Raw genomic sequence first — 22,351 nt, 5'->3', positions numbered from 1 at the left:
CTTTCCAGGGGCGCGGCCCCGCCACCTTCCAGGCCCGCGGGGGCCTGGTTCTTCCGGGGCGCGGGGAACTGCGCGACCAGCCCCCACGCACCCGCACCCGCCGACGAACCCGCACCCCCACCCCTCCAGGCGCCCCCAAATATTGCGGGGGGATGAAATCCCACTTCAGCCGTGTTGGTGTCTTGCGGAGACCAGGACCACCCCGACGAACGGAGGGCACCGGCGTGGCAGCGCAGCAGGGGGGCGACCGAGGTTGGGCGCGGAGGCTGGCCGGATACGCGTGGCGGTACCCGAAGGGCGTCGTGCTCGCCCTCGGCGCGTCACTGGCCGGCATGGCCGTGATGGCGCTGGTCCCCCTGATCACCAAGGTGATCATCGATGACGTGATCGGGGACAACACCAGGGACATGGCCCCCTGGGCGGCGGCCCTGATCGTCGCCGCCCTCCTCGTGTACGTCTCCACCTATGTCCGCCGCTACTACGGCGGACGCCTCGCCCTCGACGTCCAGCACGACCTGCGCACCGAGATGTACGGCACGATCACCGCGCTCGACGGCCGCCGGCAGGACGAGCTGTCCACCGGCCAGGTCGTCGGCCGGGCGACCAGCGACCTCCAGCTGATCCAAGGTCTCCTCTTCATGCTGCCGATGACCATCGGCAACGTCCTGCTGTTCCTGATCTCCCTCGGGATCATGGCGTGGCTCTCCCTCCCGCTCACCCTGGTCGCGATCGCCGTCGCCCCCGCCCTGTGGTGGATCGCCCGCCGCAGCCGCGCCAAGCTGCACCCGGCCACCTGGTACGCCCAGGCCCAGGCCGCCGCCGTGGCCGGTGTGGTCGACGGCGCCGTCAGCGGCGTACGCGTGGTGAAGGGGTTCGGGCAGGAGGAGCAGGAGACCGGGAAGCTGCGGGAGGTGGGGCGCAGGCTCTTCGCCGGCCGCCTGCGCACCATCCGGTTCAATTCCCGGTACACCCCCGCCCTCCAGGCCGTCCCCGCCCTCGGCCAGGTCGCGATGCTGGCGCTGGGCGGCTGGCTGGCCGTGCGCGGCCATATCACGCTCGGTACCTTCGTCGCCTTCTCCACCTACCTCGCCCAGCTCGTCGGCCCGGTCCGGATGCTCGCGCTCGTCCTCACCGTCGGCCAGCAGGCCCGCGCCGGTACCGAACGCGTCCTGGAGCTGATCGACACCGAGCCGAGCCTCAGCGACGGCACCAAGACCCTCCCGGCCGACGCGCCCGCGACCGTCGAGTTCGACGACGTGTCCTTCGGGTACGAGGGCGCCCCCGGCAGGACCAGGCCGGTTCTCGACGGGCTCAGCTTCGAGATCCGGTCCGGCGAGACCCTCGCCGTCGTCGGTTCCTCCGGCTCCGGGAAGTCCACCGTCTCCCTCCTCCTCCCGCGCTTCTACGACGTGACCCGGGGCGCCGTCCTCATCGGCGGGCACGATGTGCGCGAACTGACCCTCGACTCGCTGCGGGCCGCGATCGGGCTCGTCCCCGAGGACTCCTTCCTCTTCTCCGACACCGTCCGCGCCAACATCGCGTACGGCCGCCCGGACGCCACCGACGAGCAGATCGAGGCCGCCGCCCGCACCGCCCAGGCGGACCGTTTCATCGCCGAGCTGCCCGAGGGCTACGCCACCAAGGTCGGCGAGCACGGCCTCACCCTCTCCGGCGGCCAGCGGCAGCGCGTCGCCCTGGCCCGCGCGATCCTCACCGACCCCCGCCTCCTCGTCCTCGACGACGCGACCTCGGCGGTGGACGCCCGCGTCGAACACGAGATCCACGAGGCGCTCCAGCACGTCATGGCGGGCCGTACGACCCTGCTGATCGCCCACCGCCGCTCCACCCTCAACCTCGCCGACCGCATCGCCGTCCTCGACGAGGGCCGCCTCGCCGACATCGGCACCCATGAGGAGCTGGAGCGCCGCTCCGCGCTCTACCGCCGTCTGCTCACCGACCCCGACGAACTGGGCGGCGTCTCGCCCGGACACGTCCGGTCCGTGTCCTCCCCGCCCTCCGCCCAGGACACCCCCGTACGCGACTCGATACGGGACGAGCTGGACGCCGAGTTCGACGCCGAGCGCGGGATCACGCCCCGGCTGTGGACGGGGGACCGGGAGCCCCGGGACACCGCCTTCGACGGCACCCCCGCCACCCCCGAACTCCTCGCCCAGGTCGAGGCGTTGCCCCCGGCGACCGACAGCCCCGCCGTCGACGAGGCCCGCGCGGTCGCGCCGGAGGAGTCGTACGGTCTGAAACGGCTGCTGCGCGGCTTCGGGACGCCGCTCGCGCTGAGCCTGGCCCTGGTCGCCGTGGACGCGGGCATGGGGCTGCTGCTGCCCGTGCTGATCCGGCACGGCATCGACGACGGCGTCTCGCAGGCGGCCCTCGGCGCGGTCTGGGCCGCGGCCCTGCTGGGGCTGCTCGCGGTGGTCGTGCAGTGGGCGGCGCAGATCGGCGAGACGCGGATGACCGGCCGTACCGGCGAACGCGTCCTCTACTCGCTCCGGCTGAAGATCTTCGCCCAGCTCCAGCGCCTCGGACTCGACTACTACGAGCGGGAGTTGACCGGCCGGATCATGACGAGGATGACGACGGACGTCGACGCCCTCTCGACCTTCCTGCAGACCGGACTGGTCACGGCCTTCGTCTCCGTCGTCACCTTCTTCGGCATCATGGGTGCCCTGCTGGTGCTCGACGTACAGCTCGCCCTCGTGGTCTTCGCCACGCTCCCGCCGCTGATCGTCTGCACGGTCTACTTCCGCAGGGCGAGCGTGAAGGCGTACGAACTGGCCCGGGAGCGGGTGTCCGTGGTGAACGCGGACCTCCAGGAGTCGGTGGCGGGGCTGCGGATCGTGCAGGCGTTCCGGCGCGAGCGCGACGGCGGCGAGCGGTTCGCGGCCGGCAGCGACAGCTACCGACAGGCCCGTGTCCACGGCCAGTGGCTGATCTCGATCTACTTCCCGTTCGTGCAGTTCCTGTCCTCGGCGGCGGCGGCGGCCGTCCTGATCGTCGGCGCCCACCGCGTCGACGCGGGCACCCTCACCACCGGCGCGCTGGTCGCGTACCTCCTCTACATCGACCTGTTCTTCGCCCCCGTCCAGCAGCTCTCCCAGGTCTTCGACGGCTACCAGCAGGCCACCGTCTCCCTGGGCCGCATCCAGGAACTCCTCCGGGAGCCCACGTCCACGAAGGCGGCCTCCGCACCCCTGGAGGTGCTCTCCCTGCGTGGTGACATCGCCTTCGAGGACGTCGACTTCGCGTACGGCGCCACCCTCGACGGGGAAGCGGCGCTCAGCGGGGTGCGGTTGGTGATCCCGGCCGGGCAGACCGTCGCCTTCGTCGGGGAGACCGGAGCCGGGAAGTCGACGCTCGTCAAGCTCGTCGCCCGCTTCTACGACCCCACCGGCGGCCGGGTCACCGTCGACGGCACCGATCTGCGCGACCTCGACATCACCTCGTACCGTCACCGCCTCGGTGTCGTCCCGCAGGAGGCGTACCTCTTCCAGGGGACGGTCCGCGACGCCATCGCCTACGGCCGTCCCGAGGCCACGGACGCCGAGGTGGAGGCCGCCGCCCGTGCCGTCGGCGCCCACGACATGATCGCCACGCTCGACGGCGGCTACCTCCACGAGGTCGCCGAGCGGGGCCGCAACCTCTCCGCCGGACAGCGCCAGCTGATCGCGCTGGCCCGCGCGGAGCTGGTGAACCCCGACATCCTGCTCCTCGACGAGGCGACGGCCGCCCTGGACCTGGCCACCGAGGCCCAGGTCAACCACGCCACCGACCGCATCGCCGGCCGCCGCACCACGCTCGTGGTCGCCCACCGGCTCACCACCGCCGCCCGCGCCGACCGTGTCGTCCTCATGGCCGACGGCCGGGTGGCGGAGGACGGTACGCACGACGAGCTGCTCCGACTCGACGGCCTGTACGCGCGGTTGTGGCGGACGTTCGTGGGGGACCAGGTCAGGGCGCGGAGTTGAGGCCGGGAGCCTTTCGCGTGTGCCGGTGACATCTGTCCCTATGCGGTCGGACCCCTGCCTTGGGATGATCGCTTGTCAAGACTTTGACAGGCAAATGGGAGCAGGAGTCCGATGCGTAGAAAACTGTCGGTCGTCGCCGCCACGGGCCTGGCGGCCGTCGTGGTGGGGCTCACCGCGGCACCCGCCAGCGCGGATTACAGGTACTTCAACACTCTTGACGAGTGCGTGAGTTATGTCACGGCCGCGTCCGATGACGGCGTGTGCAGGCAGATTCCGGTGAAGAACGCCGACGGCAAGGTCATCGGCTATGTCTGGCAGGGTGTTTACACCCCGAACTAGGCAGCGCCGAGGTCGTACGAGACTCCCCGGTGCCCGGACGGTGGAACCCCGCCACGGCCACCGCGGTCACCGGGGAGGTCCCTCGAAGCCACGGCCGCAAGAGCGCCCTCCGCTTACAGGGTTTTCCCTAATCTTCCCGGCTGAATGGCCGGTTGGCGCTCTGTCCCCTGGTGTGCGCCCGGCTCGCTCCACTAGGTTCCGGCGCACAGCTGATTCCCAGGGGAGAGTCCATGCGCAAGGCGCTCAGGTGGTTTCTGGCGTTCGTGGTGCTCATCGGTACGGTGGGCACGGCCGGGACGGCCGCCGCCGCCCAGCCTGACGCCACCCAGGCCGACACCGCCAAGACCACCGACATCAAGGACCGACTGCTCGCGATACCGGGCGTGAGTCTGATCGAGGAGAAGCCCTACCCGGGCTACCGCTTCTTCGTCCTCGCCTTCACCCAGCCGGTGGACCACAGGAACCCGCGGAAGGGCACGTTCCAGCAGCGGGTCACCCTGCTGCACAAGGACACCGCCCGTCCGACGGTCTTCTACACCGGCGGCTACAACGTCTCCACCAACCCCGGCCGCCGTGAGCCCACGCAGATCGTGGACGGCAACCAGGTCTCCATGGAGTACCGCTTCTTCAACCCGTCGCGCCCCGATCCGGCCGACTGGTCCAAGCTGGACATCTGGCAGGCGGCCAGCGACCAGCACCGGATCTTCAAGGCGCTGAAGAAGATCTACGGCAAGAAGTGGATCTCGACCGGTGGCTCGAAGGGCGGCATGACCGCCACCTACTACGAGCGCTTCTACCCGAAGGACATGGACGGCGTCGTCGCGTACGTCGCCCCCAACGACGTCGTCAACAAGGAGGACTCGGCGTACGACCGGTTCTTCGCCGAGGTCGGCACCGAGGAGTGCCGCGACCGGCTGAACGCCGTGCAGCGCGAGGCGCTGGTCCGCCGTGAGCCGCTGGAGAAGAAGTACGCCGAGATCGCCGCCGCCGAGGGCTTCACCTTCGACACCGTCGGCAGCCTCGACAAGGCGTACGAGGCGGTCGTCCTCGACTACGTGTGGGGCTTCTGGCAGTACAGCCTGCTCGCCGACTGCGACAGCGACGTCATCCCGAAGGACGCCAAGTCCGCCACGGACGACGAGATCTGGACGTCCATCGACACGATCTCCGGCTTCTCCTTCTACACCGACCAGGGCCTGGAGCCGTACACGCCGTACTACTACCAGGCGGGCACCCAGCTGGGCGCGCCCACGATCAAGTTCCCGCACATCGAGAAGAAGTACATCCGCTACGGCTACCAGCCGCCCCGGAACTTCGTCCCCCGCGACATCAAGATGAAGTTCCAGCCGCGGGCGATGCGGGACGTCGACACCTGGGTCCGCGACAACGCCGAGCAGATGCTCTTCGTCTACGGGCAGAACGACCCGTGGGGCGCCGAGCCGTTCCACCTGGGCAAGAAGGCCCGTGACTCGTACGTCTTCACGGCCCCCAGCGCCAACCACGGTGCCAATGTCGCCGGTCTCGTCGAGGCGCAGAAGGACCTGGCCACGGCCCGGATCCTGAAGTGGGCGGGTGTCGCCCCGGCCGCCGTCCAGGCCGACCCGAGCAAGGCGAAGCCGCTGGCGAAGTTCGACTCCAAGCTCGACAAGCGGGACGTCGAGCGGGAGCCGGCGCTGAGGCCGTAACCGGTCTGCTGTTCAGCCGGGTCGGGCCCCGGTGCCGCCTGCAGGGTGGCACCGGGGCCCGGTCGTTCACAGCGGCACCGCGCACCCCACCGGCCGGCTGCCGCCCAGCCGCACATACAGATCGGTGGCGGCCGGGCACCGCGCCTTCGCGTCGACGGCCGTGGTCACCTCGTACTCCGGGTCGTGCCTGCCGTTGCCGTCGCAGGCCGTCTCACGGACCTCGCCCCGCCCGGCGCCGTAGACACAGTCGCCGACGATGGTGCGGGGGCCGCCCCCGCCGCCGGGATCGCCCGGGTGCGGCGGCTGCAGCTTGCGCATACAGGCGTAGCCCTGCGGCACGGAACCGTCGCCGTCCTCGTCCTCGACGGCCCCGCCGTCCTCGTCGTGGCCGCCCTGTTCGTCGGTGGACTCGCTGATGTGCAGGACGAAGTCGGTGGTCGGCGGGCACAGCGGCCCCTGCCCCACCCGGCCGTCGTGCCGGGCCACGACCCGGGCGGCGGCCCGCTCGCCCGCGCAGGGCACCTCGGTGAAACTGGTCGTCCCGAACGAACTGCACTCGTCGACCCCGAGGAACACCGTCCCGTACCCGGTCGGCCGGGTCGGCGCGCTCGTGGTCACCGGCTCATCGGGCTCCTCACCCACCCCACCCGACCAGGCCTGACACCCCGAGAGCGCGGCGACGGCCAGGACGACGGCAGCCACCAGCACCCCGGTACGCGTCCTTCGAACACGACACACCCCTCGCATGCCCCACCCCCCGACGAACCCCCGTCCAGCGTGACCCTGTGGAGAGGGCCACGCCAGACATACCGTGCGCTTTGCGACAGTTGGGGGTGGTGCGCGAGGTGTGCGACGTAGGTCCCGTACGTCAGGCTCTGTACGTCAGTCTCTGTATGTCAGTCCGTGGCCGATCGGGTACAGCACCTTCGCCGGTCGGTCGGCCCTCCGCACCGGCACCGGCAGCTTCCCGCGCGGCGCGACCCGTCCGGCCAGTACCCGCGCCGCCGCCCGCACCTCGACGTCCGTCCAGGAGTACGTGGCCAAGTAGCCCTTCACTCGCGGTAGTTGGGCCACGTCGTACGGGTTGCGGACCGCGACGGCCACCACCGGCACCCCGGTGGCGATCAGCCGCTCGACCAGGGTCTTCTGCGTACTGTCCGCCGTCACGTTGTACGTCGCCACGACCACCGCGTCCTTGCCCCCGGCCGCCGCCACGGCCTGGTCGATGAGGGCGGCCGTGGGGGCCGTACCGGTCGACAGGCTGGTGGTGGTGAAGCCGAGGGAGGCGAGTTCGGCGGCGAGGACGGCCGTCGGCGGTCCCGTGGTGCCCGACGGGGACGCCGGGTCGGCACCGACCACCAGCACGCCGCGGTGCGTACGCCGGGACAGCGGCAGCAGCCGGCCCTCGTTGACCAGAAGGGTCGTGGTCCGCTCGGCGATCCGGTCGGCGGCGTCGAGATGCCGCCGGATGCCCACGACGCGGTCCACGCCCTCCTCGTCCACATACGGCCGCTCGAACAGCCCGAGCCTCGCCTTGAGCCGCAGGACCCGCAGGACCGACTCGTCGAGCCGCGCCTCGGTCAGCTCACCGGCGCGTACGGCGGCGAGGACGGCGTTCCACGCCACGTCGAGCGAGGGCGGGTTGAGGAGCTGGTCCACCCCGGCCCGCAGCGCCAGCACCGGCACCTGGTCGTCGCCGTACTTCTCCCGTACGCCCTGCATGCCGAGCGAGTCGGTGACCACGACCCCGTCGTAGCCCAGCTCGCCGCGCAGGATGCCGGTGAGGATCGGGCGGGACAGGGTGGCCGGATCGCCGGAGGGGTCCAGGGCGGGGACCATGATGTGCGCGGTCATGATCGAGTCGATGCCGGCCCGGACCGCGGCGCGGAACGGCGGGGCGTCGAGGGTCGTCCACTGCTCCCGGGTGTGCTCGATGACGGGGAAGCCGTAGTGGCTGTCGACGGCGGTGTCCCCGTGCCCCGGGAAGTGCTTGGCGGTGGCCGCCACCCCGGCGCCCTGATACCCCTTCACCTGCGCGGCGACCAGCCCCGCGACAGCCTCGGGGTCGGCGCCGAAGGAGCGTACGCCGATGACCGGGTTGGCCGGGTTGACGTTCACGTCGGCGACCGGCGCGTAGTCCTGCCGCACGCCGAGCGCGCGCAACTCGGCGCCGCTGATCCGCCCGGCCGCGCGGGCGTCGGCGACCGAACCCCCCGCCCCCAGGGCCATCGCCCCCGGCAGCAGCGTGGCGGGCTCGCCGACCCGGGCCACGGCCCCGTGCTCCTGGTCGGTGGAGATGAGCACGGGCAGACCGCGGGGGAGGGCGAGGGAGGCGCGCTGGATGCCGTTGGAGAGGGCGGCGATCTGGTGCGGGTCGCGGGTGTTGTGCGCCCAGGAGAAGTAGATGATCCCGCCGACCCGGTACTTCGCGAGCAGCTCGGCGGCGGTCCGGACGCCGATCTCCTGGAGGTTGGCATCGATGTCGGCCTGGTCCGGCGCGGTCGCGGAGTGCCCGTGGACCCGCATCACGAAGAGCTGGCCGACCTTCTCTTCGAGGGACATACGGGAGACGAGCCGGCGCAGTGCGGCGTCGTCGGGGGCGCTGCCCGCGCCTCCGACGACGCTTCCGGCTCTTGTTCCGGCCTGTGCGTCGGTGCCGAGGGCCAGGGCCGTGGTGACGCCGGCCGTGGCGGCGAGGACGGTACGTCTGGAGGGCACGGGCGTCGCTCCTTTGACGGAAACTTCCAAGGAGTCACGATTATCTGGAAAGTTTCTTCCGGTCAAGGGAGCGACGCACGGCGATACGGAGGGGCCGTCACCGGCGCAGAGGAGGGGGCGCGCCGGTGACGGCGTGCGGCCGGCCGCAGGCGGTTGGAGAGGGTTGGTCAGCGATCGCAGCCAGCAGCGAGGCCGACACCGCGTTGCGGGACTCATCCGGCGGCATGGGGGTTGGACGGGGTGGGGTGGGTTCGGGTTCCCCGGGAATGGCTGATTTTCGGAAGTCGGTGCGGGTGGGGTGGGGGTGCCCAGGGGGGTGGGGGGTGCCTGTTCGTCGGCGGTGCGGGTCCGGCGGGGCTTCTCGCGCGGTTCCCCGCGCCCCTGAAAAGCCGGGGCTGCGCCCCGTGCTTCTCAGGCCCGCAGGGCCTGTGTCTTCAAGGGGCGCGGGGAACCGCGCGACCAGCCCCCACGGACCCGCACCCGCCGACGCACCCGCACCCCCCACCCTCCTGGGCACCCCCAACACCCCGGGGTCCACAGGTCGGACAACCCGGCGCCCGGACCCGGCCGGGGTCCAGCATGTCGGCATGGCCCTCGCCCACATCCCCGGTTCCAAGTCCATCACCGCCCGCGCCCTCTTCCTCGCGGCGGCGGCCGACGGCGTCACCACCCTCGTACGCCCCCTGAGGTCCGACGACACGGAAGGCTTCGCGGAGGGCCTGACCCGGCTCGGCTACCGCGTCGGCCGCACCCCGGACACCTGGCAGATCGACGGCCGCCCACAGGGCCCCGCCGTCACGGAGGCGGACGTGTACTGCAGGGACGGCGCCACCACGGCCCGCTTCCTGCCGACCCTCACCGCCGCCGCCCACGGCGGAACCTACCGCTTCGACGCCTCGCCCCAGATGCGCCGCCGCCCCCTCGCCCCGCTCACCCGCGCCCTGCGCGACCTCGGCGTGGACCTGCGGCACGAGGAGGCGGAGGGCCACCACCCGCTGACCGTCGTCGCGCACGGAGTGCACGGCGGCGAAGTGACGCTGGACGCCGGGCAGTCCTCCCAGTACCTCACCGCCCTGCTCCTCCTCGGCCCCCTCACCCGCGACGGCCTGCGCGTCCGGGTCACCGACCTGGTCTCCGAGCCGTACGTCGACATCACGACGGCGATGATGCGGTCCTTCGGCGCGGAGGTCGGCCGCGAGGGCGACACCTACACCGTGGCGCCCGGCGGCTACCGGGCCACGACGTACGCGGTCGAACCCGACGCCTCCACCGCGAGCTACTTCTTCGCCGCGGCGGCCCTCACCGGCACCGAGGTCACCGTCCCCGGCCTCGGCACGGGCGCGCTCCAGGGCGACCTGCGCTTCGTGGACGTACTGCGCCGGATGGGCGCGCGGGTGGACGTACGCGCGGACCGTACGACCGTGTCCGGCACCGGTGAACTCCGGGGGCTGACCGTCAACATGCGTGACATCTCCGACACGATGCCCACCCTCGCCGCGATCGCCCCGTTCGCCTCCGGTCCGGTCCGTATCGAGGACGTGGCGAACACCCGGGTCAAGGAGTGCGACCGGCTGGACGCCTGCGCGGAGAACCTCCGGCGGCTGGGGGTGGCGGTCACCACGGGCCCCGACTGGATCGAGATCGAGCCGGGCACACCGGCCCCGGGGGTGGACATCAAGACATACGGCGACCACCGCGTCGTGATGTCCTTCGCCGTGACGGGCCTGCGCACCCCCGGCATCACCTTCGACGACCCCGGCTGCGTACGGAAGACGTTCCCGGGCTTCCACGAGGCGTTCGCGAAGCTTGCACTACCCTCCCGCCCATGACCGCCTCCACCCCCACCCCCACCATCGTCGCCACCTCGGGCGGCCACCGGCTCGGTGACCGCACCCGGGTCACCTTCCACTCACTCGTGCACCACGCGGTGGAGCTGTCGGGGGTGAACGGGCGGCGGCCGAAGGTCATGTACATCGGTACGGCGGTCGGGGACGCCGAGCACATGACGGCGCGCATGAGCGAGGCGGCGCGGGTGGCCGGCTTCGATCTGACGCCGCTCGCGCTGTTCCCGATGCCGAACATCGAGGACATCGAGGCCGCCGTCCTCGAACAGGACGTGGTGTGGGTGATGGGCGGCTCGGTCGCCAACCTGCTGGCCGTCTGGCGCGTCCACGGCCTCGACGCGATCCTCCGCCGCGCCTGGCGGTCCGGTGTCGTCCTCAGCGGTGTCAGCGCGGGCTCCATCTGCTGGTTCCGGGGCGGCACGACGGACTCTTTCGGCCCACAACTCCGCCCGGTCACCGACGCGTTGGGGTTCCTCCCGTACGGCAACGGCGTCCACTACGACAGCGACGCGGGGCGGCGGCCCCTGGTGCACCGTCTCGTCGCCGACGGCACGCTTCCCGAGACCCACTGCACGGACGACGGCGTCGGCCTCGTCTACCACGGGACGCGCCTGGTGGAGGCTGTCGCCGAACTGCCGGGGAAGGGGGCGTACGTCGTGCGGCGGGAGGGCGAGGTGGCGGTGGAGGAACGCGTGCAGCCGCGGCTGCTGCGGGAGCCGGGCGCCTGATCGCCCGGGGGTGCGGGGTGCGTCGGCGGGTGCGGGTCCGGTGGGGCTTCTCGCGCGGTTCCCCGCGCCCCTGAAAAAGCAGGGGCTGCGCCCCGTGCTTTTTCGGCCCGAAAGGGCCGTAGGCCCTCAAGGGGCGCGGGGAACCGCGCGACCAGCCCTCACCGGACCCGCACTCGAACCCCGAAGCGCAACTCACCACCGCTGAATACGGCGCCCCGTGTTCTGGGCCTGCTGCGGCGCCCGCCGGGCCTGTGGGTCGAAGAGGGAGCCGGAGGAGGAGCCAGGGGAGGAGCCGGGGAAGTCGTGGTCCGGGTGTTGGAGGGGGACGTCGGGGCGGTCGGCCCGCCAGGGGCCGCGTGGGGCCTCTCGCCGCTCCCCGCCGCGCGTCGCCGCCCGGTCCCAGTCGCCCTCGCCCAGGACGAGCATCGGGTCGAACATCACGACCACGCCCGCGAGCAGTAGGAAGATGGCGGGCCCGATCAGCATGGGCAGCAGGATCGACGTGGGCGATTCACCGGTGAACGTCCCCCCGGTGGTGCCGTGCAGATGCACCCCCACCGCCGCCATCCCGGTGTAGTGCATCCCGGACACGGCGACCCCCATCACCAGGCTGGCCCCGAGGCTGGTGAGGAAGCCCCGGATCGACACGGCCGCCCAGAGCGCGGCGGTCGCGGCGGCGATGGCGATGCCGATGGAGAGGGCGACGACGGCCATGTCGTACCGGATGTAGCCGTTCAACTGGATGGCCGCCATGCCCAGATAGTGCATCGCGGCCACCCCGAGGCCCGTGACGCATCCCGCCGAGCACAGCGTGGAGGTGCTGACGCCCCGGTAGCCCACGGCGAAGACCCCGATGCCGACGACGGTGATGGCGACGGCCAGGCTGAGCACCGTCAGCCCGACGTCGTAGTGGATCGGGCTCTCCTTCACCCGGAAGCCGACCATGGCGATGAAGTGCATGGTCCAGATGCCGCAGCCGATGCACGCGGCGCCCAGCGCCAGCCAACCGGGCTTCCAGGACTGTTCGTTGTAGACCGACCTGACCACGCAGCGCAGTCCGAGCGCCGCGCCCAGGCAGGCCATGACATAGGCGGCCACCGGAGTGACCGCACCGTAGCTGAAACCGTCGACCGTGCCTTGCATATGCCAGATCCCCCCGGTGCATGGCTGGTTGCGGGAGGCAAGTCTGCTCCAGGGGCGTACCGCAGCGCTCCGTTTTGCAAGAGTTACTGTCGGTACTTGCTCGGCGGGCGATCGACTTCAGGCGGTTTGTGCCCTGTCGTCGCCACTGTCGCCACTGTCGGCGCTGCCGTCGCTCTCGCCGCCGGTCCTACGCCGGTCCTACGCCGGTCCTACGCCGCCGGTCCTACGCCGCGTCGTTGAGCAGCCGCCCGAGGTGTTCCCGGCCCGCCGCGAGCAGTTCCGGCAGCGGCGCGGCCTCCTCGTACCACCGCTTCTCGTACTCCCAGCAGAGCCAGCCGTCCCAGTCCTTGCGGGAGAGGAGTTCGACGCACTCGCCGAGCGGGAGGGCGCCCGCGCCCAGGGCGAGCGGGGTGGTGTCCTCGGGGGAGGCGATGTCCTTGACCTGGACGTAGCCGAGGAAGGGGGAGAGCGCGGCGTAGGACTCGGCGGGCTGTTCGCCGCCGAGCCAGGTGTGCATCACGTCCCAGAGCGAGCCGACGCTGCCGTGGCCGACCGGGCCGAGGACACGGATCGCGTCGGCGCCGGTGCGGTGCGAGTCATGGGTCTCCAGCAGGACCCGTACGCCCCGGTCGGCCGCGTCCTCCGCCGCCGAGCCGAGCCGCCGGGCCGCGATCGCGTCGGCCTCCTCCCGGCTCTGGCCGCCGGCCAGGTCCGCGCCGGGGAAGACCCGGACGAAGGGCGCCCCCAGGTCCCGCGCGAGGTCGAGCAGCCCCCGGATCTCGTCGAGCACGGGGCCGTCCTCGCCCGGCGCGGCGACCCGCGCGTATCCGGCGAGGCCCAGGATCTCGACGCCCGCCGCCTTGAACTCGGCGGCCACGGCGGCCCGTTCGTCCGCCCCGATGCCCGGATGCACCGGCTCCTCGGGATGGGCGCGCAGCTCTACGCCGTGATAGCCGTGCGTGACGGCGAGCCGCAGGACGTCGGTGAGGGGGAGGGCGGGGACACCGAGGGTGGAGAACGCGAGTTTCATGTCTTCGGACCGTACACGTCACACGTCAGCGGGTCATGTGCTGCCCGGACACGGCCCCGCGCTCCCGACGGGCGGCGTCGTCCAGCTCCAGGCGCCAGTCCTGGCCCACCAGGTCCACGCCGAAGGAGTGGTGGGGCTCCTCGCGGACGAGGGTGAAGCCGTGGCGCTGGTACACGCGGCGGGCGGCGGCGAGGCAGTCGTTGGTCCACAGGACGACCTCGCGGTAGCCGCTCTCGCGGGCGAAGTCGACGACGGCCCCGACGAGACGGTCACCGATGCGCAGCCCCCGCGCCTCCGGCTCGACGAGCAGCAGCCGCAGCCGCGCGGCCCCGGGCGCCTCGTCCCGTACGCACATCACGCACCCCACCGGCCGCCCGTCCACCTCGGCGATCCACAGCCGCTCCCGCTCCGGGTCCCGGTCCCGGGCGTAGTCGGCGACGATCCGGGCCACCAGCGCCTCGTAGTCTCCGTCGAACCCGTACTCCGCCGCGTAGAGCGCCGCGTTGCGCTGCACGATCCAGCCGAGGTCGCCGGGGAGCGGCTCGCGCAGCGTGACGTCGTCGGGGCGCGGGGCGCGGCGGCGGTCGCCGAGGATCGCGCGGATGTCGTCCATCGCCTCGGTCAGCCGGGGACGGTCGGCGGGCGGCACGGTCGACAGCAGCGATCCCACCGCCTCGTCGGACCGCTCGCCGAGCAGCGCGGCCGTCTCCCGTCCGCGCGCGGTGAGCGTCACCCGCTGCCGCCGGGGATCGCGCGCCGAGCGCTCCCGCTCGACCAGCCCGTCCTTCTCGAACCTCGCCAGCAGCCGGCTCAGATACCCCGAGTCCAACGACAGCTCCGCCCGCAGCTCGGCCGCCTCCGCCCGCGCGGTGTGCGCCAGCTCCCACAGCACGCGCGCCTCGGTGAGCGTGTAGGGGGCGTACACCTGACGGCCGTAGTCCAGCGCGCCGATCACGTTCGTGTAGAAGCGGTTGAACGCCCGAATGTCATGCACGGTCATCGCCGATCGCCCCCTCGTCGCCGCAGCACTATCTCTGACTGAGTCAAGAGAATAGCTGACTGGGTCAGAGATGCCGCCGGGTGGGTGGGAGAGGGGGTGATGTCGGTGGCCGCACATGCCGAAGGGGGCTCCCGCTCACGGGAGCCCCCTTCTGGCGCGCGACGTCACATACCGTCGCGCCGCACCGGGCGCTGTGTCTCCTGGACGCGCTCCTGCGCCTTGCCCTTCATCTGCTTGGCCTCGCCGCGCGCCTGCTGCATCTTGCCCTCGGCCTGCTGCCCACGGTCGCCGGTGACCTTGCCGGTCATCTCCTTGGCCTTGCCCTTGATCTTGTCCATGCTGCCCTTGTCCTTGGCGGCCATGGTTACTCCTTGCTGGGGGGTGTGGTGCCTTGCCCGCCCAACGTAAGACGGGACGGTCACACCCGCGCGCCGAACGATCACACTCCGTGAGCACCCCTGCCCTTCGGGGGCCGTCCCTCAGGGACCGTCCCTCGGGGACCGCCCCTCAAGACTCCCGAGGCGCCCCGCTCGACCCCCGCACCATCAACTCCCCCCGCACCGTGGCGATCCCGCCCGGCGGCGGCTCCTCGCGGCCCATCGCGATCCGGCCGGCACGGGCCCCCGCCTCCGACAGCGGCAGCCGTACGGTCGTCAGCGCGGGCACCGCGTCGATGCTGAAGGGGAGGTCGTCGAAACCGGCCACGGAGACGTCGTCCGGAATCCGCAGCCCGGAGTCGCGGAGCGCCGCGCACGCCCCCAGCGCCACCGTGTCGTTGGCGGCGACCACGGCGGTCAGCGACGGGTCCCGCCGCAGCAGCTCCAGCGTCGCCTCGTACCCGGAGAGCCGGTCGTAGCGTCCGGACACCGTCCAGCGGGGGTCGTCCTCGATGCCCGCCTCCGCCAGCGCCGCGCGGTGCCCCTCCAGCCGGTGCCGGGTCGTCGTCCGCTCCTGTGGCCCGGCGATATAGCCGAGCCGCCGGTGCCCCAGCCCGATCAGATGCTCGGTGAGCAGCTGTCCGCCACCCCGGTTGTCGAAGGTGATCGCGATGGCCTCCGGTGTGGGCGGGCGCCCGCACAGCACCACGCGCGTCCCGGCCTCCGCCAGCTTGCGCAGTTTGTTGCCGACGGCCGCCAGATGGGCAGGATCCTCGATGGCCCCACCGGTCAGCACGACGGCGGCGGCCCGCTGCCGCTGCAACAGCGTGAGATAGGTCAGTTCGCGTTCCGGGGAGCCGCCCGTGTTGCACACCACACCCAGCCGCTCCCCGCCCGCGCGCCCGCCCGGACCGCCGATCTCGGACTGGATGGCCGCGGCCATGATCCCGAAGAAGGGGTCGGCGATGTCGTTCACCAGGATGCCGACCAGGTCGGAAGTGGCGGCGGCGAGCGCGCTGGCGGGACCGTTGAGGACGTAGTCCAGCTCGTCCACGGCCTTCAGCACCCGCTCGCGCGTGGAGGCGGCCACCGGGTAGTTGCCGTTGAGCACCCGGGAGACGGTCGCGGGCGACACCTGCGCACGGGCCGCCACGTCCGCCAGGGTCACAGTCATCGTTTTCTCGTCCTCCGGGTGCGCGTCTCGTTCGGGCTGTCGGGGAACCATACGGCCGCGACCACTGTTCGCCCCCTCGAACAGCCCGCCGTTCGCCCCCTCGAACAACTCGACCCCCTCACGGTCTTGTCCAGACCGCTGCTCAGAGGCTAGCTTCTCATCAGATAGAAAGCGCTTGCTGGGACGCTCACCTTTCGTCGGGCGTACGCGGCGCCGGACGCGTACGCGAAAACGAACGCACCCCGAACGCATACCAACGAAAGGAAACGGCCGTGACGCGCAAAACCGTACGGATCGCCATGAACGGCGTGACCGGGCGCATGGGTTACCGCCAGCACCTGGTCCGCTCGATCCTCGCCATCCGCGAGCAGGGCGGTCTCGACCTCGGCGACGGCACCGTGCTGTGGCCGGAGCCGATCCTCGTCGGCCGCCGCGAGCACGCGCTGAAGGCGCTTGCCGAGCAGCACGGTCTGGACCCGGCGAACGTCTCCACCGACGTCGACGCGGTCCTCGCGGACCCGACCGTCGAGATCTACTTCGACGCCCAGGTCACCTCGGCCCGCGAGGAGGCGATCAAGAAGGCGATCGCGGCGGGCAAGCACATCTACACCGAGAAGCCGACCGCGACGGGCCTCGACGGCGCCCTGGAGCTGGCCAGGCTGGCTGCCGCCGCCGGCATCAAGCACGGCGTCGTCCAGGACAAGCTGTTCCTCCCCGGCCTGCTGAAGCTGAAGCGCCTCATCGACGGCGGCTTCTTCGGCCGCATCCTCTCCATCCGGGGCGAGTTCGGCTACTGGGTCTTCGAGGGCGACTGGCAGGAGGCCCAGCGCCCCTCCTGGAACTACCGCTCCGAGGACGGCGGCGGCATCGTCGTCGACATGTTCCCGCACTGGGAGTACGTCCTGCACGAGCTGTTCGGCCGCGTGAAGTCCGTCCAGGCCCTCACCGCCACGCACATCCCGCAGCGCTGGGACGAGCGGGACAAGCCCTACGACGCCACCGCCGACGACGCCGCGTACGGCGTCTTCGAGCTGGACGGCGGCGCGATCGCCCAGATCAACTCCTCCTGGGCCGTGCGCGTCAACCGCGACGAGCTGGTGGAGTTCCAGGTCGACGGCACCGAGGGCTCGGCCGTGGCCGGTCTGCGCAACTGCCGTGTCCAGCACCGCTCCGCCACCCCCAAGCCGGTGTGGAACCCCGACATCCCCGCCACCTACTCCTTCCGCGACCAGTGGCAGGAGGTGCCGGACAACGCCGAGTTCGACAACGGCTTCAAGGCGCAGTGGGAGCTGTTCTTCAAGCACGTCTACGCCGACGCGCCCTACCACTGGGACCTGCTGGCCGGCGCCCGTGGCGTCCAGCTCGCCGAGCTGGGCCTGAAGTCCTCCGCCGAGGGTGTCCGTCTCGACGTTCCGGAGATCCAGCTGTGACGAACGGGTTCATCCGACTCCCCGGTGCCGACGGGCGGTTGCGGGCCTACACCCCCCGCACCGAGCCCCTGGCGGTGTCCCCGGGCACCGCCCTCACCTCCCGTACGGTCTTCTCGGCGGCGCACGTCGTCGCGGACTCCTTCGCGGACGTCTCCCCGGACTCGCCCGCCGCCGTCGACTGGGACGCCACCCTCGCCTTCCGCCGCCACCTGTGGTCGCACGGCCTGGGCGTCGCCGAGGCGATGGACACCGCGCAGCGCGGTATGGGCCTGGACTGGGCGGGCGCGGCGGAGCTGATCCGCCGCAGCGCGGCCGAGGCGAAGTCGGTCGGCGGCCTGATCGCCTGCGGTGTCGGCACCGACCAGCTCACCGACCCGGCGAGCGCCTCCCTCGCGGAGATCCGCAAGGCGTACGAGGAGCAGCTGGCGCTCGTCGAGGAGTCGGGCGCCCAGGCGATCCTGATGGCCTCGCGCGCGCTGGCGGCGGCGGCCCGGGGCCCCGAGGACTACCTGGAGATCTACGGCCATCTGCTCCGCCAGGCCACCGAGCCGGTCGTGCTGCACTGGCTCGGCCCGATGTTCGACCCTGCGCTGGACGGCTACTGGGGCTCCTCGGACCTCGACGCGGCCACGGAGACCTTCCTCGCCGTGATCGCCGCCCACCCGGAGAAGGTGGACGGCATCAAGGTGTCCCTCCTGGACGCCCAGCGCGAGATCGACATCCGCCGCCGCCTCCCGCGAGGGGTCCGCTGCTACACGGGCGACGACTTCAACTACCCCGAGCTGATCGCGGGCGACGAGAAGGGCTTCAGCCACGCGCTGCTGGGCATCTTCGACCCGCTGGGGCCCCTGGCGGCGGAGGCGGTCCGGGTCCTGGACACGGGCGATGTGAAGGGCTTCCGGTCCCTCCTGGACCCGACCGTCGCACTCTCCCGCCACCTCTTCCAGACCCCCACCCGCTTCTACAAGACGGGTGTCGTGTTCCTGGCGTGGCTGGCCGGCCACCAGTCGCACTTCACGATGGTCGGCGGCCTCCAGTCGGCCCGCTCCCTCCCGCACTTCGCCCGCGCCTACGAACTGGCCGACGGCCTGGGCCTGTTCCCGGACCCGGCGCTGGCGGAGACGCGTATGAAGAACCTGCTCTCCCTGTACGGGGTGGCCCAGTGAGCGCCGGTACCGGACTTGAGCGTTTCTCCATCAACCAGATGACGGTCAAGCAGCTGTCGATGCCCGAACTGGTCTCGGGTTGCCAGGAGTTGGGCATCACGGGTGTGGGCCTGTGGCGCGAGCCGGTGGCGGAGCACGGCCTGGAGGCAACGGCCAAGCTGGTCCGTGACGCGGGCCTCGCGGTCACGACCCTCTGCCGGGGCGGCTTCTTCACGGCGATCGACCCGGCCGAGCGGGCGGCGGCGCTGGCCGACAACCGCAAGGCGATCGACGAGGCGGCGACCCTGGGCACGGACACGCTGGTCCTGGTCTCCGGGGGCCTGCCGTCCGGCTCGAAGGACCTGTACGGCGCGCGGGAACGCATCGCCGACGCGCTCGCCGAACTGGGCCCGTACGCGGCCTCCCACGGCGTACGCCTGGCCATCGAACCCCTCCACCCCATGTTCGCCTCGGACCGCTGCGTGGTGTCGACGCTCTCCCAGGCGCTGGACATCGCGGAACGCTTCCCGGCGGACCAGGTGGGCGTGACCGTGGACACCTATCACATCTGGTGGGACGACACGGCCCCGGCGGCGATCGCCCGCGCGGGCGCGACCGGCCGCATCCACACCTTCCAACTCGCCGACTGGATCACCCCGTTGCCCCAGGGCGTCCTGACCGGCCGCGGCCAGATCGGCGACGGCGCGATCGACATGCGCGAGTGGAAGGCGTACGTCGAGGCGGCGGGCTACTCCGGCCCCATCGAGGTGGAACTGTTCAACGACGAGCTGTGGGCGGGCGACGGGCGGGAACTGCTGGAGCAGACCGCGCGGCGGTTCGTGGAGCACGCGGTGTAGTCCTTCGCCGGCGAGCCGGGCGAGCGCTCGGCGCCCGGCTCGCCGCCGATCACCCACCACCGACACTCACCACCGACGGGCGTATACGTCACGTATACTCGCCGCATGTCCGACGTGATGATCCGTGTGCCCGCCGAAGTCCGTGACCAGCTCGCCGCCGTGGCCGAGGCCCGGGGGACGAGCCTTCGTGCTCTCATGCAGGACATAGCCGCTCAGACACTGACACCCGAGCAGATCAGGGAACGCGCCGACCGCACGCGCGCCCTGCTCGCCGAACGCTTCGGGCACGAGGTGTCCGAGGAGGAGTCGGCCGAGATGCGGCGCAAGATGCGGGAGGCCACGGCTGCCCACAGGGTCGCCCTCGCACAGGTGGAGTCGTCGCGTTGAGTCAGATCGAGCACTATGTTCTCGACGCGCCCACGCTGGTGGCGCTGGGCGGTGACAAGCAGGTGTCCGGCCTCATCCACGCTGCGGCGGCGAGCGATGACGTCCGTCTGTGGGTGCCCGTCCTGTGCCTTCTGGAGGCCGAACGCCGTCGTGCGGGCATGGTCGGCCATGTGGGTGTCCTGGTCGATGTGCTGTCGGTCATCGACGACGACTACGCCATGGCCGTGACGGTCGCGGAACTGGGGCGAGCGGGGGTCGCCCAGGACGCCTCGGCCGCCGTTCACGCCGCGAGGCCGAACCAGATGATTCCGACGGGGGCGTTGATCGCCACAGTGGAACCGCGTGCGTACGACGGCCTCGGCGTCGGGGTCATGGACCTGAGACGCTGACCGGCCCTCACCGGCTCACCGCAGCCTGACCTTCAGCTTCTCCACGGGGGGCCCAGCCGGACCAGTTCGTCCTGGCGCCTGAACCATCCGATGAAGCTGACACGCATGAGGGTGAAGTAGATCGCGGCGCCGATGAACAACGGCAGCGCGGTGCGGGGAGTTGTCGTTGTCGCCGAGTTCTGCGGCTGCTTGTCACCGCGTCCACTCCGGTACCGGCACGGTCTGTTGGGCGGGAGTGGACGTAGAGGCAAGACGTCTGTGGACCCTCCACCAACGACATCGCCGTCGCTCACGGCGCATGCTGCTTCCGTGCGCGGTGATCCACCCCACCGCGCTCCCTGTCCACGGAACTCATGGAGACGCGCCCATGCGAAGACTGCCGACGACCCCCCGAACGTCGATGACGGTGGCGATCTGCAGTGTGTTCGCGGTGCTGGCCGCGCCGACCGCGCACGCCGCTCCGTCCCCGGACCCGGCCCCGACGGCCGGACCGGACCGGGCGACAGCGCTGATCGCGTCGATGGGCGCCGACCGTACCGGCGGCACCTTCTACGACGGCGACGGGCGGCTCGTCGTCGCCGTCACGGACGAGGCCGCCGCGCGGACCGTCCGTGCCCAGGGCGGTACCGCCGAGGTCGTCGAGCACAGCACCGACGAGCTGAACTCCGTCCGCACCGCCCTCGACCGGCGGATCGCCGACACCGACCCGATCCCCAACACGGCCTGGGGCGTGGACCCGAGCACGAACCAGGTGACCGTGTCGGTCTTCGACGGTGTCTCCGCCGCCGACCGGAAGCGACTCACCGACGTCGTCGCCGACTACGGCGACAAGGTGCGGGTCGAGGAACTGCCCGGTGGGATCAAGGAGACCGCCTACGAGTCCCTCGGCGGCATCGGCATCGTGGCGCCGTACGGCCCCACCTACTGCACCCTCGGGTTCAACGTCCGTGACTCCTCGGGGAAGAAGTACTTCGTCACTGCCGGGCACTGCGCGAGCCGCGACGAGGAGGAGTTCTGGCACCGGGAGGCCGGCGGCATCTACTTCGGTGAGCGCACGGAATGGTGGGACTTCGGCGAGGTCGAGAAGGACTACGCCGTCATCGAGTACGTCAACGACGACGTCGCCGCCTACGGGGCGGTCCGGGCGGCCGGCGCCACGTACGAGATCACCGACTCCCGGTACCCCGACGACGGTGAGTCCGTCAAGCGCGCCGGCGCCGTCAGCAGCGACCTGGTGGGCCAGGTGATCAACCCGAGCGTGACCTTCACGTTCCCCAGCGGCAAGGTCATGAAGAACATGATCGAGACCTCGCACTGCGCCAAACCCGGAGACAGCGGCGGCCCTCTGTGGGCGGGAACCGACGCGCTCGGCATCGCCTCCGCGACCAACACCCCGGCGGACGCGTCCTGCAACAGCGCGCAGAGCCAGTACCGGACGTTCTTCCAGCCGGTGCACTGGGTGCTGGCCCGCTACGGGCTGAGCGCGTTCTAGCAGACCGGCTCGCCGCCGTGGCCGAGGCCCGGGGTACGAGCCTTCGCTGATCGGACAGGCAACCATGATGGAGGGGAAACAATGCGCAAGCGCGGCATGGCGTTTGTCGGGGTATTGGCGGCGGTAGCGATTCCGCTTTCTGCTACGTCGGCCAACGCCGTAGGGTACGAAGGCAGTTGGGCCATCAAGAACGAGAACAGTCAGAAATGTCTCGCGATTCCGGGTGGTGAGGATGCGCCCTTCGGAGAATCGGCGATCCAGTACACCTGCGACAAGAGAGGTCCCAGCGACTACGACCTCGATCAGTGGTGGTACTGGGAGCTGGTTCCGGGAGCCACGTCGACGTACACCCTGCAGAACTACGCCGGCGGGGGGTGTCTGGCCATCTCCGGAGGGAGCGGCAGCTCCCAGGGTGACGAGGCGATCCAGTGGGGCTGCGACAGCGCCGACACCGACCAGCAGTGGATCTACGACAGCACCTACCGGCTGCGCAACAAGGCGAGCGGGTTCTGCCTCGCGATCCCCGATGGCCGAACGGCGAACTCTGTCGCCGCCATTCAGTGGGAGTGCCGCAACGTGGCCACCAATCCGGAACAGCAGTGGCGCCAGGCATCCTGACAACCACCGCGT

At 71.3% G+C, this 22,351-nt stretch carries 19 protein-coding genes; 12 read left to right on the top strand and 7 right to left on the bottom strand.

What is annotated here, in order from left to right; all coding sequences use genetic code 11:
• Positions 1-224 precede the first annotated feature (224 nt).
• From F9278_RS16530 to F9278_RS16520, 3 genes are all read left to right on the top strand, one after another.
• Positions 225-3,983, top strand: a complete 3,759-nt coding sequence (locus F9278_RS16530; protein ID WP_152169034.1) for an ABC transporter ATP-binding protein — start codon at positions 225-227, stop codon at positions 3,981-3,983.
• A 111-nt stretch (positions 3,984-4,094) separates the two neighbouring features.
• Entirely contained in the window at positions 4,095-4,322 is a 228-nt protein-coding gene (locus tag F9278_RS16525; protein WP_152169033.1) for a hypothetical protein, read from the top strand.
• Between the two features lie 230 nt (positions 4,323-4,552).
• The gene (locus tag F9278_RS16520; RefSeq protein WP_152169032.1) at positions 4,553-6,007 is read left to right on the top strand and encodes a S28 family serine protease; all 1,455 of its coding nucleotides are present in this window, start codon (positions 4,553-4,555) and stop codon (positions 6,005-6,007) included.
• A gap of 66 nt (positions 6,008-6,073) precedes the next feature.
• On the opposite strand, the gene F9278_RS16515 is transcribed toward F9278_RS16520, so the two are convergent.
• The gene (locus tag F9278_RS16515) at positions 6,074-6,754 is read right to left on the bottom strand and encodes a hypothetical protein (RefSeq protein WP_404818898.1); all 681 of its coding nucleotides are present in this window, start codon (positions 6,752-6,754) and stop codon (positions 6,074-6,076) included.
• A gap of 135 nt (positions 6,755-6,889) precedes the next feature.
• Positions 6,890-8,725 carry a glycoside hydrolase family 3 protein gene (locus F9278_RS16510; protein ID WP_152169030.1) on the bottom strand — a complete coding sequence of 612 codons (1,836 nt, stop codon included), beginning with the start codon at positions 8,723-8,725 and terminating at the stop codon, positions 6,890-6,892.
• A 587-nt stretch (positions 8,726-9,312) separates the two neighbouring features.
• On the opposite strand from F9278_RS16510, the gene aroA reads away from it, so the two are divergent.
• Both aroA and F9278_RS16500 read left to right on the top strand, forming a co-directional pair.
• Positions 9,313-10,554, top strand: a complete 1,242-nt coding sequence (aroA, locus tag F9278_RS16505) for a 3-phosphoshikimate 1-carboxyvinyltransferase (protein WP_152169029.1) — start codon at positions 9,313-9,315, stop codon at positions 10,552-10,554.
• Entirely contained in the window at positions 10,551-11,297 is a 747-nt protein-coding gene (locus F9278_RS16500; RefSeq protein ID WP_152169028.1) for a Type 1 glutamine amidotransferase-like domain-containing protein, read from the top strand. The genes aroA and F9278_RS16500 overlap by 4 nt, the downstream gene beginning before the upstream one ends.
• Positions 11,298-11,489: 192 nt before the next feature.
• Here the strand turns inward: F9278_RS16500 and F9278_RS16490 are convergent, their stop codons facing one another.
• The 5 genes from F9278_RS16490 to F9278_RS16470 all read right to left on the bottom strand — a co-directional run bounded on the left by F9278_RS16490 (position 11,490) and on the right by F9278_RS16470 (position 16,021).
• A complete protein-coding gene (locus F9278_RS16490; RefSeq protein ID WP_152169026.1) occupies positions 11,490-12,440 on the bottom strand; it encodes an MHYT domain-containing protein in 951 nt (316 codons plus the stop codon).
• Between the two features lie 223 nt (positions 12,441-12,663).
• Positions 12,664-13,470, bottom strand: a complete 807-nt coding sequence (locus tag F9278_RS16485; protein WP_152169025.1) for a sugar phosphate isomerase/epimerase family protein — start codon at positions 13,468-13,470, stop codon at positions 12,664-12,666.
• A gap of 25 nt (positions 13,471-13,495) precedes the next feature.
• Positions 13,496-14,470, bottom strand: a complete 975-nt coding sequence (locus F9278_RS16480; protein WP_152169024.1) for a bifunctional helix-turn-helix transcriptional regulator/GNAT family N-acetyltransferase — start codon at positions 14,468-14,470, stop codon at positions 13,496-13,498.
• Between the two features lie 164 nt (positions 14,471-14,634).
• Positions 14,635-14,832: a CsbD family protein gene (locus F9278_RS16475; protein WP_152169023.1), complete on the bottom strand. Its 198-nt coding sequence runs from the start codon at positions 14,830-14,832 to the stop codon at positions 14,635-14,637.
• Between the two features lie 145 nt (positions 14,833-14,977).
• A complete protein-coding gene (locus tag F9278_RS16470; protein ID WP_152169022.1) occupies positions 14,978-16,021 on the bottom strand; it encodes a LacI family DNA-binding transcriptional regulator in 1,044 nt (347 codons plus the stop codon).
• 272 nt (positions 16,022-16,293) lie between these two features.
• Between F9278_RS16470 and F9278_RS16465 the strand changes: the two genes are divergently transcribed.
• From F9278_RS16465 to F9278_RS16435, 7 genes are all read left to right on the top strand, one after another.
• Positions 16,294-17,451 (top strand): Gfo/Idh/MocA family protein, encoded by a 1,158-nt coding sequence (locus F9278_RS16465; protein ID WP_152169021.1) that lies wholly within the window; start codon positions 16,294-16,296, stop codon positions 17,449-17,451.
• The gene (locus F9278_RS16460; protein WP_226966772.1) at positions 17,448-18,617 is read left to right on the top strand and encodes a dihydrodipicolinate synthase family protein; all 1,170 of its coding nucleotides are present in this window, start codon (positions 17,448-17,450) and stop codon (positions 18,615-18,617) included. Before F9278_RS16465 ends, F9278_RS16460 begins: the two co-directional genes overlap by 4 nt.
• A gap of 38 nt (positions 18,618-18,655) precedes the next feature.
• On the top strand, positions 18,656-19,453 hold the full coding sequence (locus F9278_RS16455; protein WP_193242000.1) for a sugar phosphate isomerase/epimerase family protein: 798 nt from the start codon (positions 18,656-18,658) through the stop codon (positions 19,451-19,453).
• 105 nt (positions 19,454-19,558) lie between these two features.
• Entirely contained in the window at positions 19,559-19,840 is a 282-nt protein-coding gene (locus tag F9278_RS16450) for an Arc family DNA-binding protein (protein ID WP_152169019.1), read from the top strand.
• Positions 19,837-20,229: a PIN domain-containing protein gene (locus tag F9278_RS16445; protein ID WP_152169018.1), complete on the top strand. Its 393-nt coding sequence runs from the start codon at positions 19,837-19,839 to the stop codon at positions 20,227-20,229. Before F9278_RS16450 ends, F9278_RS16445 begins: the two co-directional genes overlap by 4 nt.
• Before the next feature lie 367 nt (positions 20,230-20,596).
• Entirely contained in the window at positions 20,597-21,721 is a 1,125-nt protein-coding gene (locus tag F9278_RS16440; protein ID WP_193241520.1) for a S1 family peptidase, read from the top strand.
• Between the two features lie 81 nt (positions 21,722-21,802).
• Complete coding sequence (locus F9278_RS16435; RefSeq protein ID WP_152169016.1) at positions 21,803-22,339, top strand: RICIN domain-containing protein; 537 nt, start codon at positions 21,803-21,805, stop codon at positions 22,337-22,339.
• Positions 22,340-22,351: the final 12 nt, after the last annotated feature.

Source organism: Streptomyces phaeolivaceus (assembly GCF_009184865.1).
GTDB classification, from domain to species: Bacteria; Actinomycetota; Actinomycetes; order Streptomycetales; family Streptomycetaceae; genus Streptomyces; species Streptomyces phaeolivaceus.
Note: the sequence above shows the minus strand (reverse complement) of the source record. Positions and strands in the feature narration are given on the sequence as shown.

Bases quoted from the DNA above. Each gene is read 5' to 3' on its own strand.
- F9278_RS16480 (WP_152169024.1), bottom strand. From the start codon at position 14,470: ATGACCGTGCATGACATTCGGGCGTTCAACCGCTTCTACACGAACGTG.
- F9278_RS16525 (WP_152169033.1), top strand. From the start codon at position 4,095: ATGCGTAGAAAACTGTCGGTCGTCGCCGCCACGGGCCTGGCGGCCGTC.
- F9278_RS16440 (WP_193241520.1), top strand. From the start codon at position 20,597: ATGCGAAGACTGCCGACGACCCCCCGAACGTCGATGACGGTGGCGATC.
- F9278_RS16485 (WP_152169025.1), bottom strand. From the start codon at position 13,470: ATGAAACTCGCGTTCTCCACCCTCGGTGTCCCCGCCCTCCCCCTCACC.
- F9278_RS16520 (WP_152169032.1), top strand. From the start codon at position 4,553: ATGCGCAAGGCGCTCAGGTGGTTTCTGGCGTTCGTGGTGCTCATCGGT.
- F9278_RS16515 (WP_404818898.1), bottom strand. From the start codon at position 6,754: ATGCGAGGGGTGTGTCGTGTTCGAAGGACGCGTACCGGGGTGCTGGTG.
- F9278_RS16455 (WP_193242000.1), top strand. From the start codon at position 18,656: ATGACGGTCAAGCAGCTGTCGATGCCCGAACTGGTCTCGGGTTGCCAG.
- F9278_RS16435 (WP_152169016.1), top strand. From the start codon at position 21,803: ATGCGCAAGCGCGGCATGGCGTTTGTCGGGGTATTGGCGGCGGTAGCG.
- F9278_RS16490 (WP_152169026.1), bottom strand. From the start codon at position 12,440: ATGCAAGGCACGGTCGACGGTTTCAGCTACGGTGCGGTCACTCCGGTG.
- F9278_RS16475 (WP_152169023.1), bottom strand. From the start codon at position 14,832: ATGGCCGCCAAGGACAAGGGCAGCATGGACAAGATCAAGGGCAAGGCC.
- aroA (WP_152169029.1), top strand. From the start codon at position 9,313: ATGGCCCTCGCCCACATCCCCGGTTCCAAGTCCATCACCGCCCGCGCC.
- F9278_RS16470 (WP_152169022.1), bottom strand. From the start codon at position 16,021: ATGACTGTGACCCTGGCGGACGTGGCGGCCCGTGCGCAGGTGTCGCCC.
- F9278_RS16500 (WP_152169028.1), top strand. From the start codon at position 10,551: ATGACCGCCTCCACCCCCACCCCCACCATCGTCGCCACCTCGGGCGGC.
- F9278_RS16450 (WP_152169019.1), top strand. From the start codon at position 19,559: ATGTCCGACGTGATGATCCGTGTGCCCGCCGAAGTCCGTGACCAGCTC.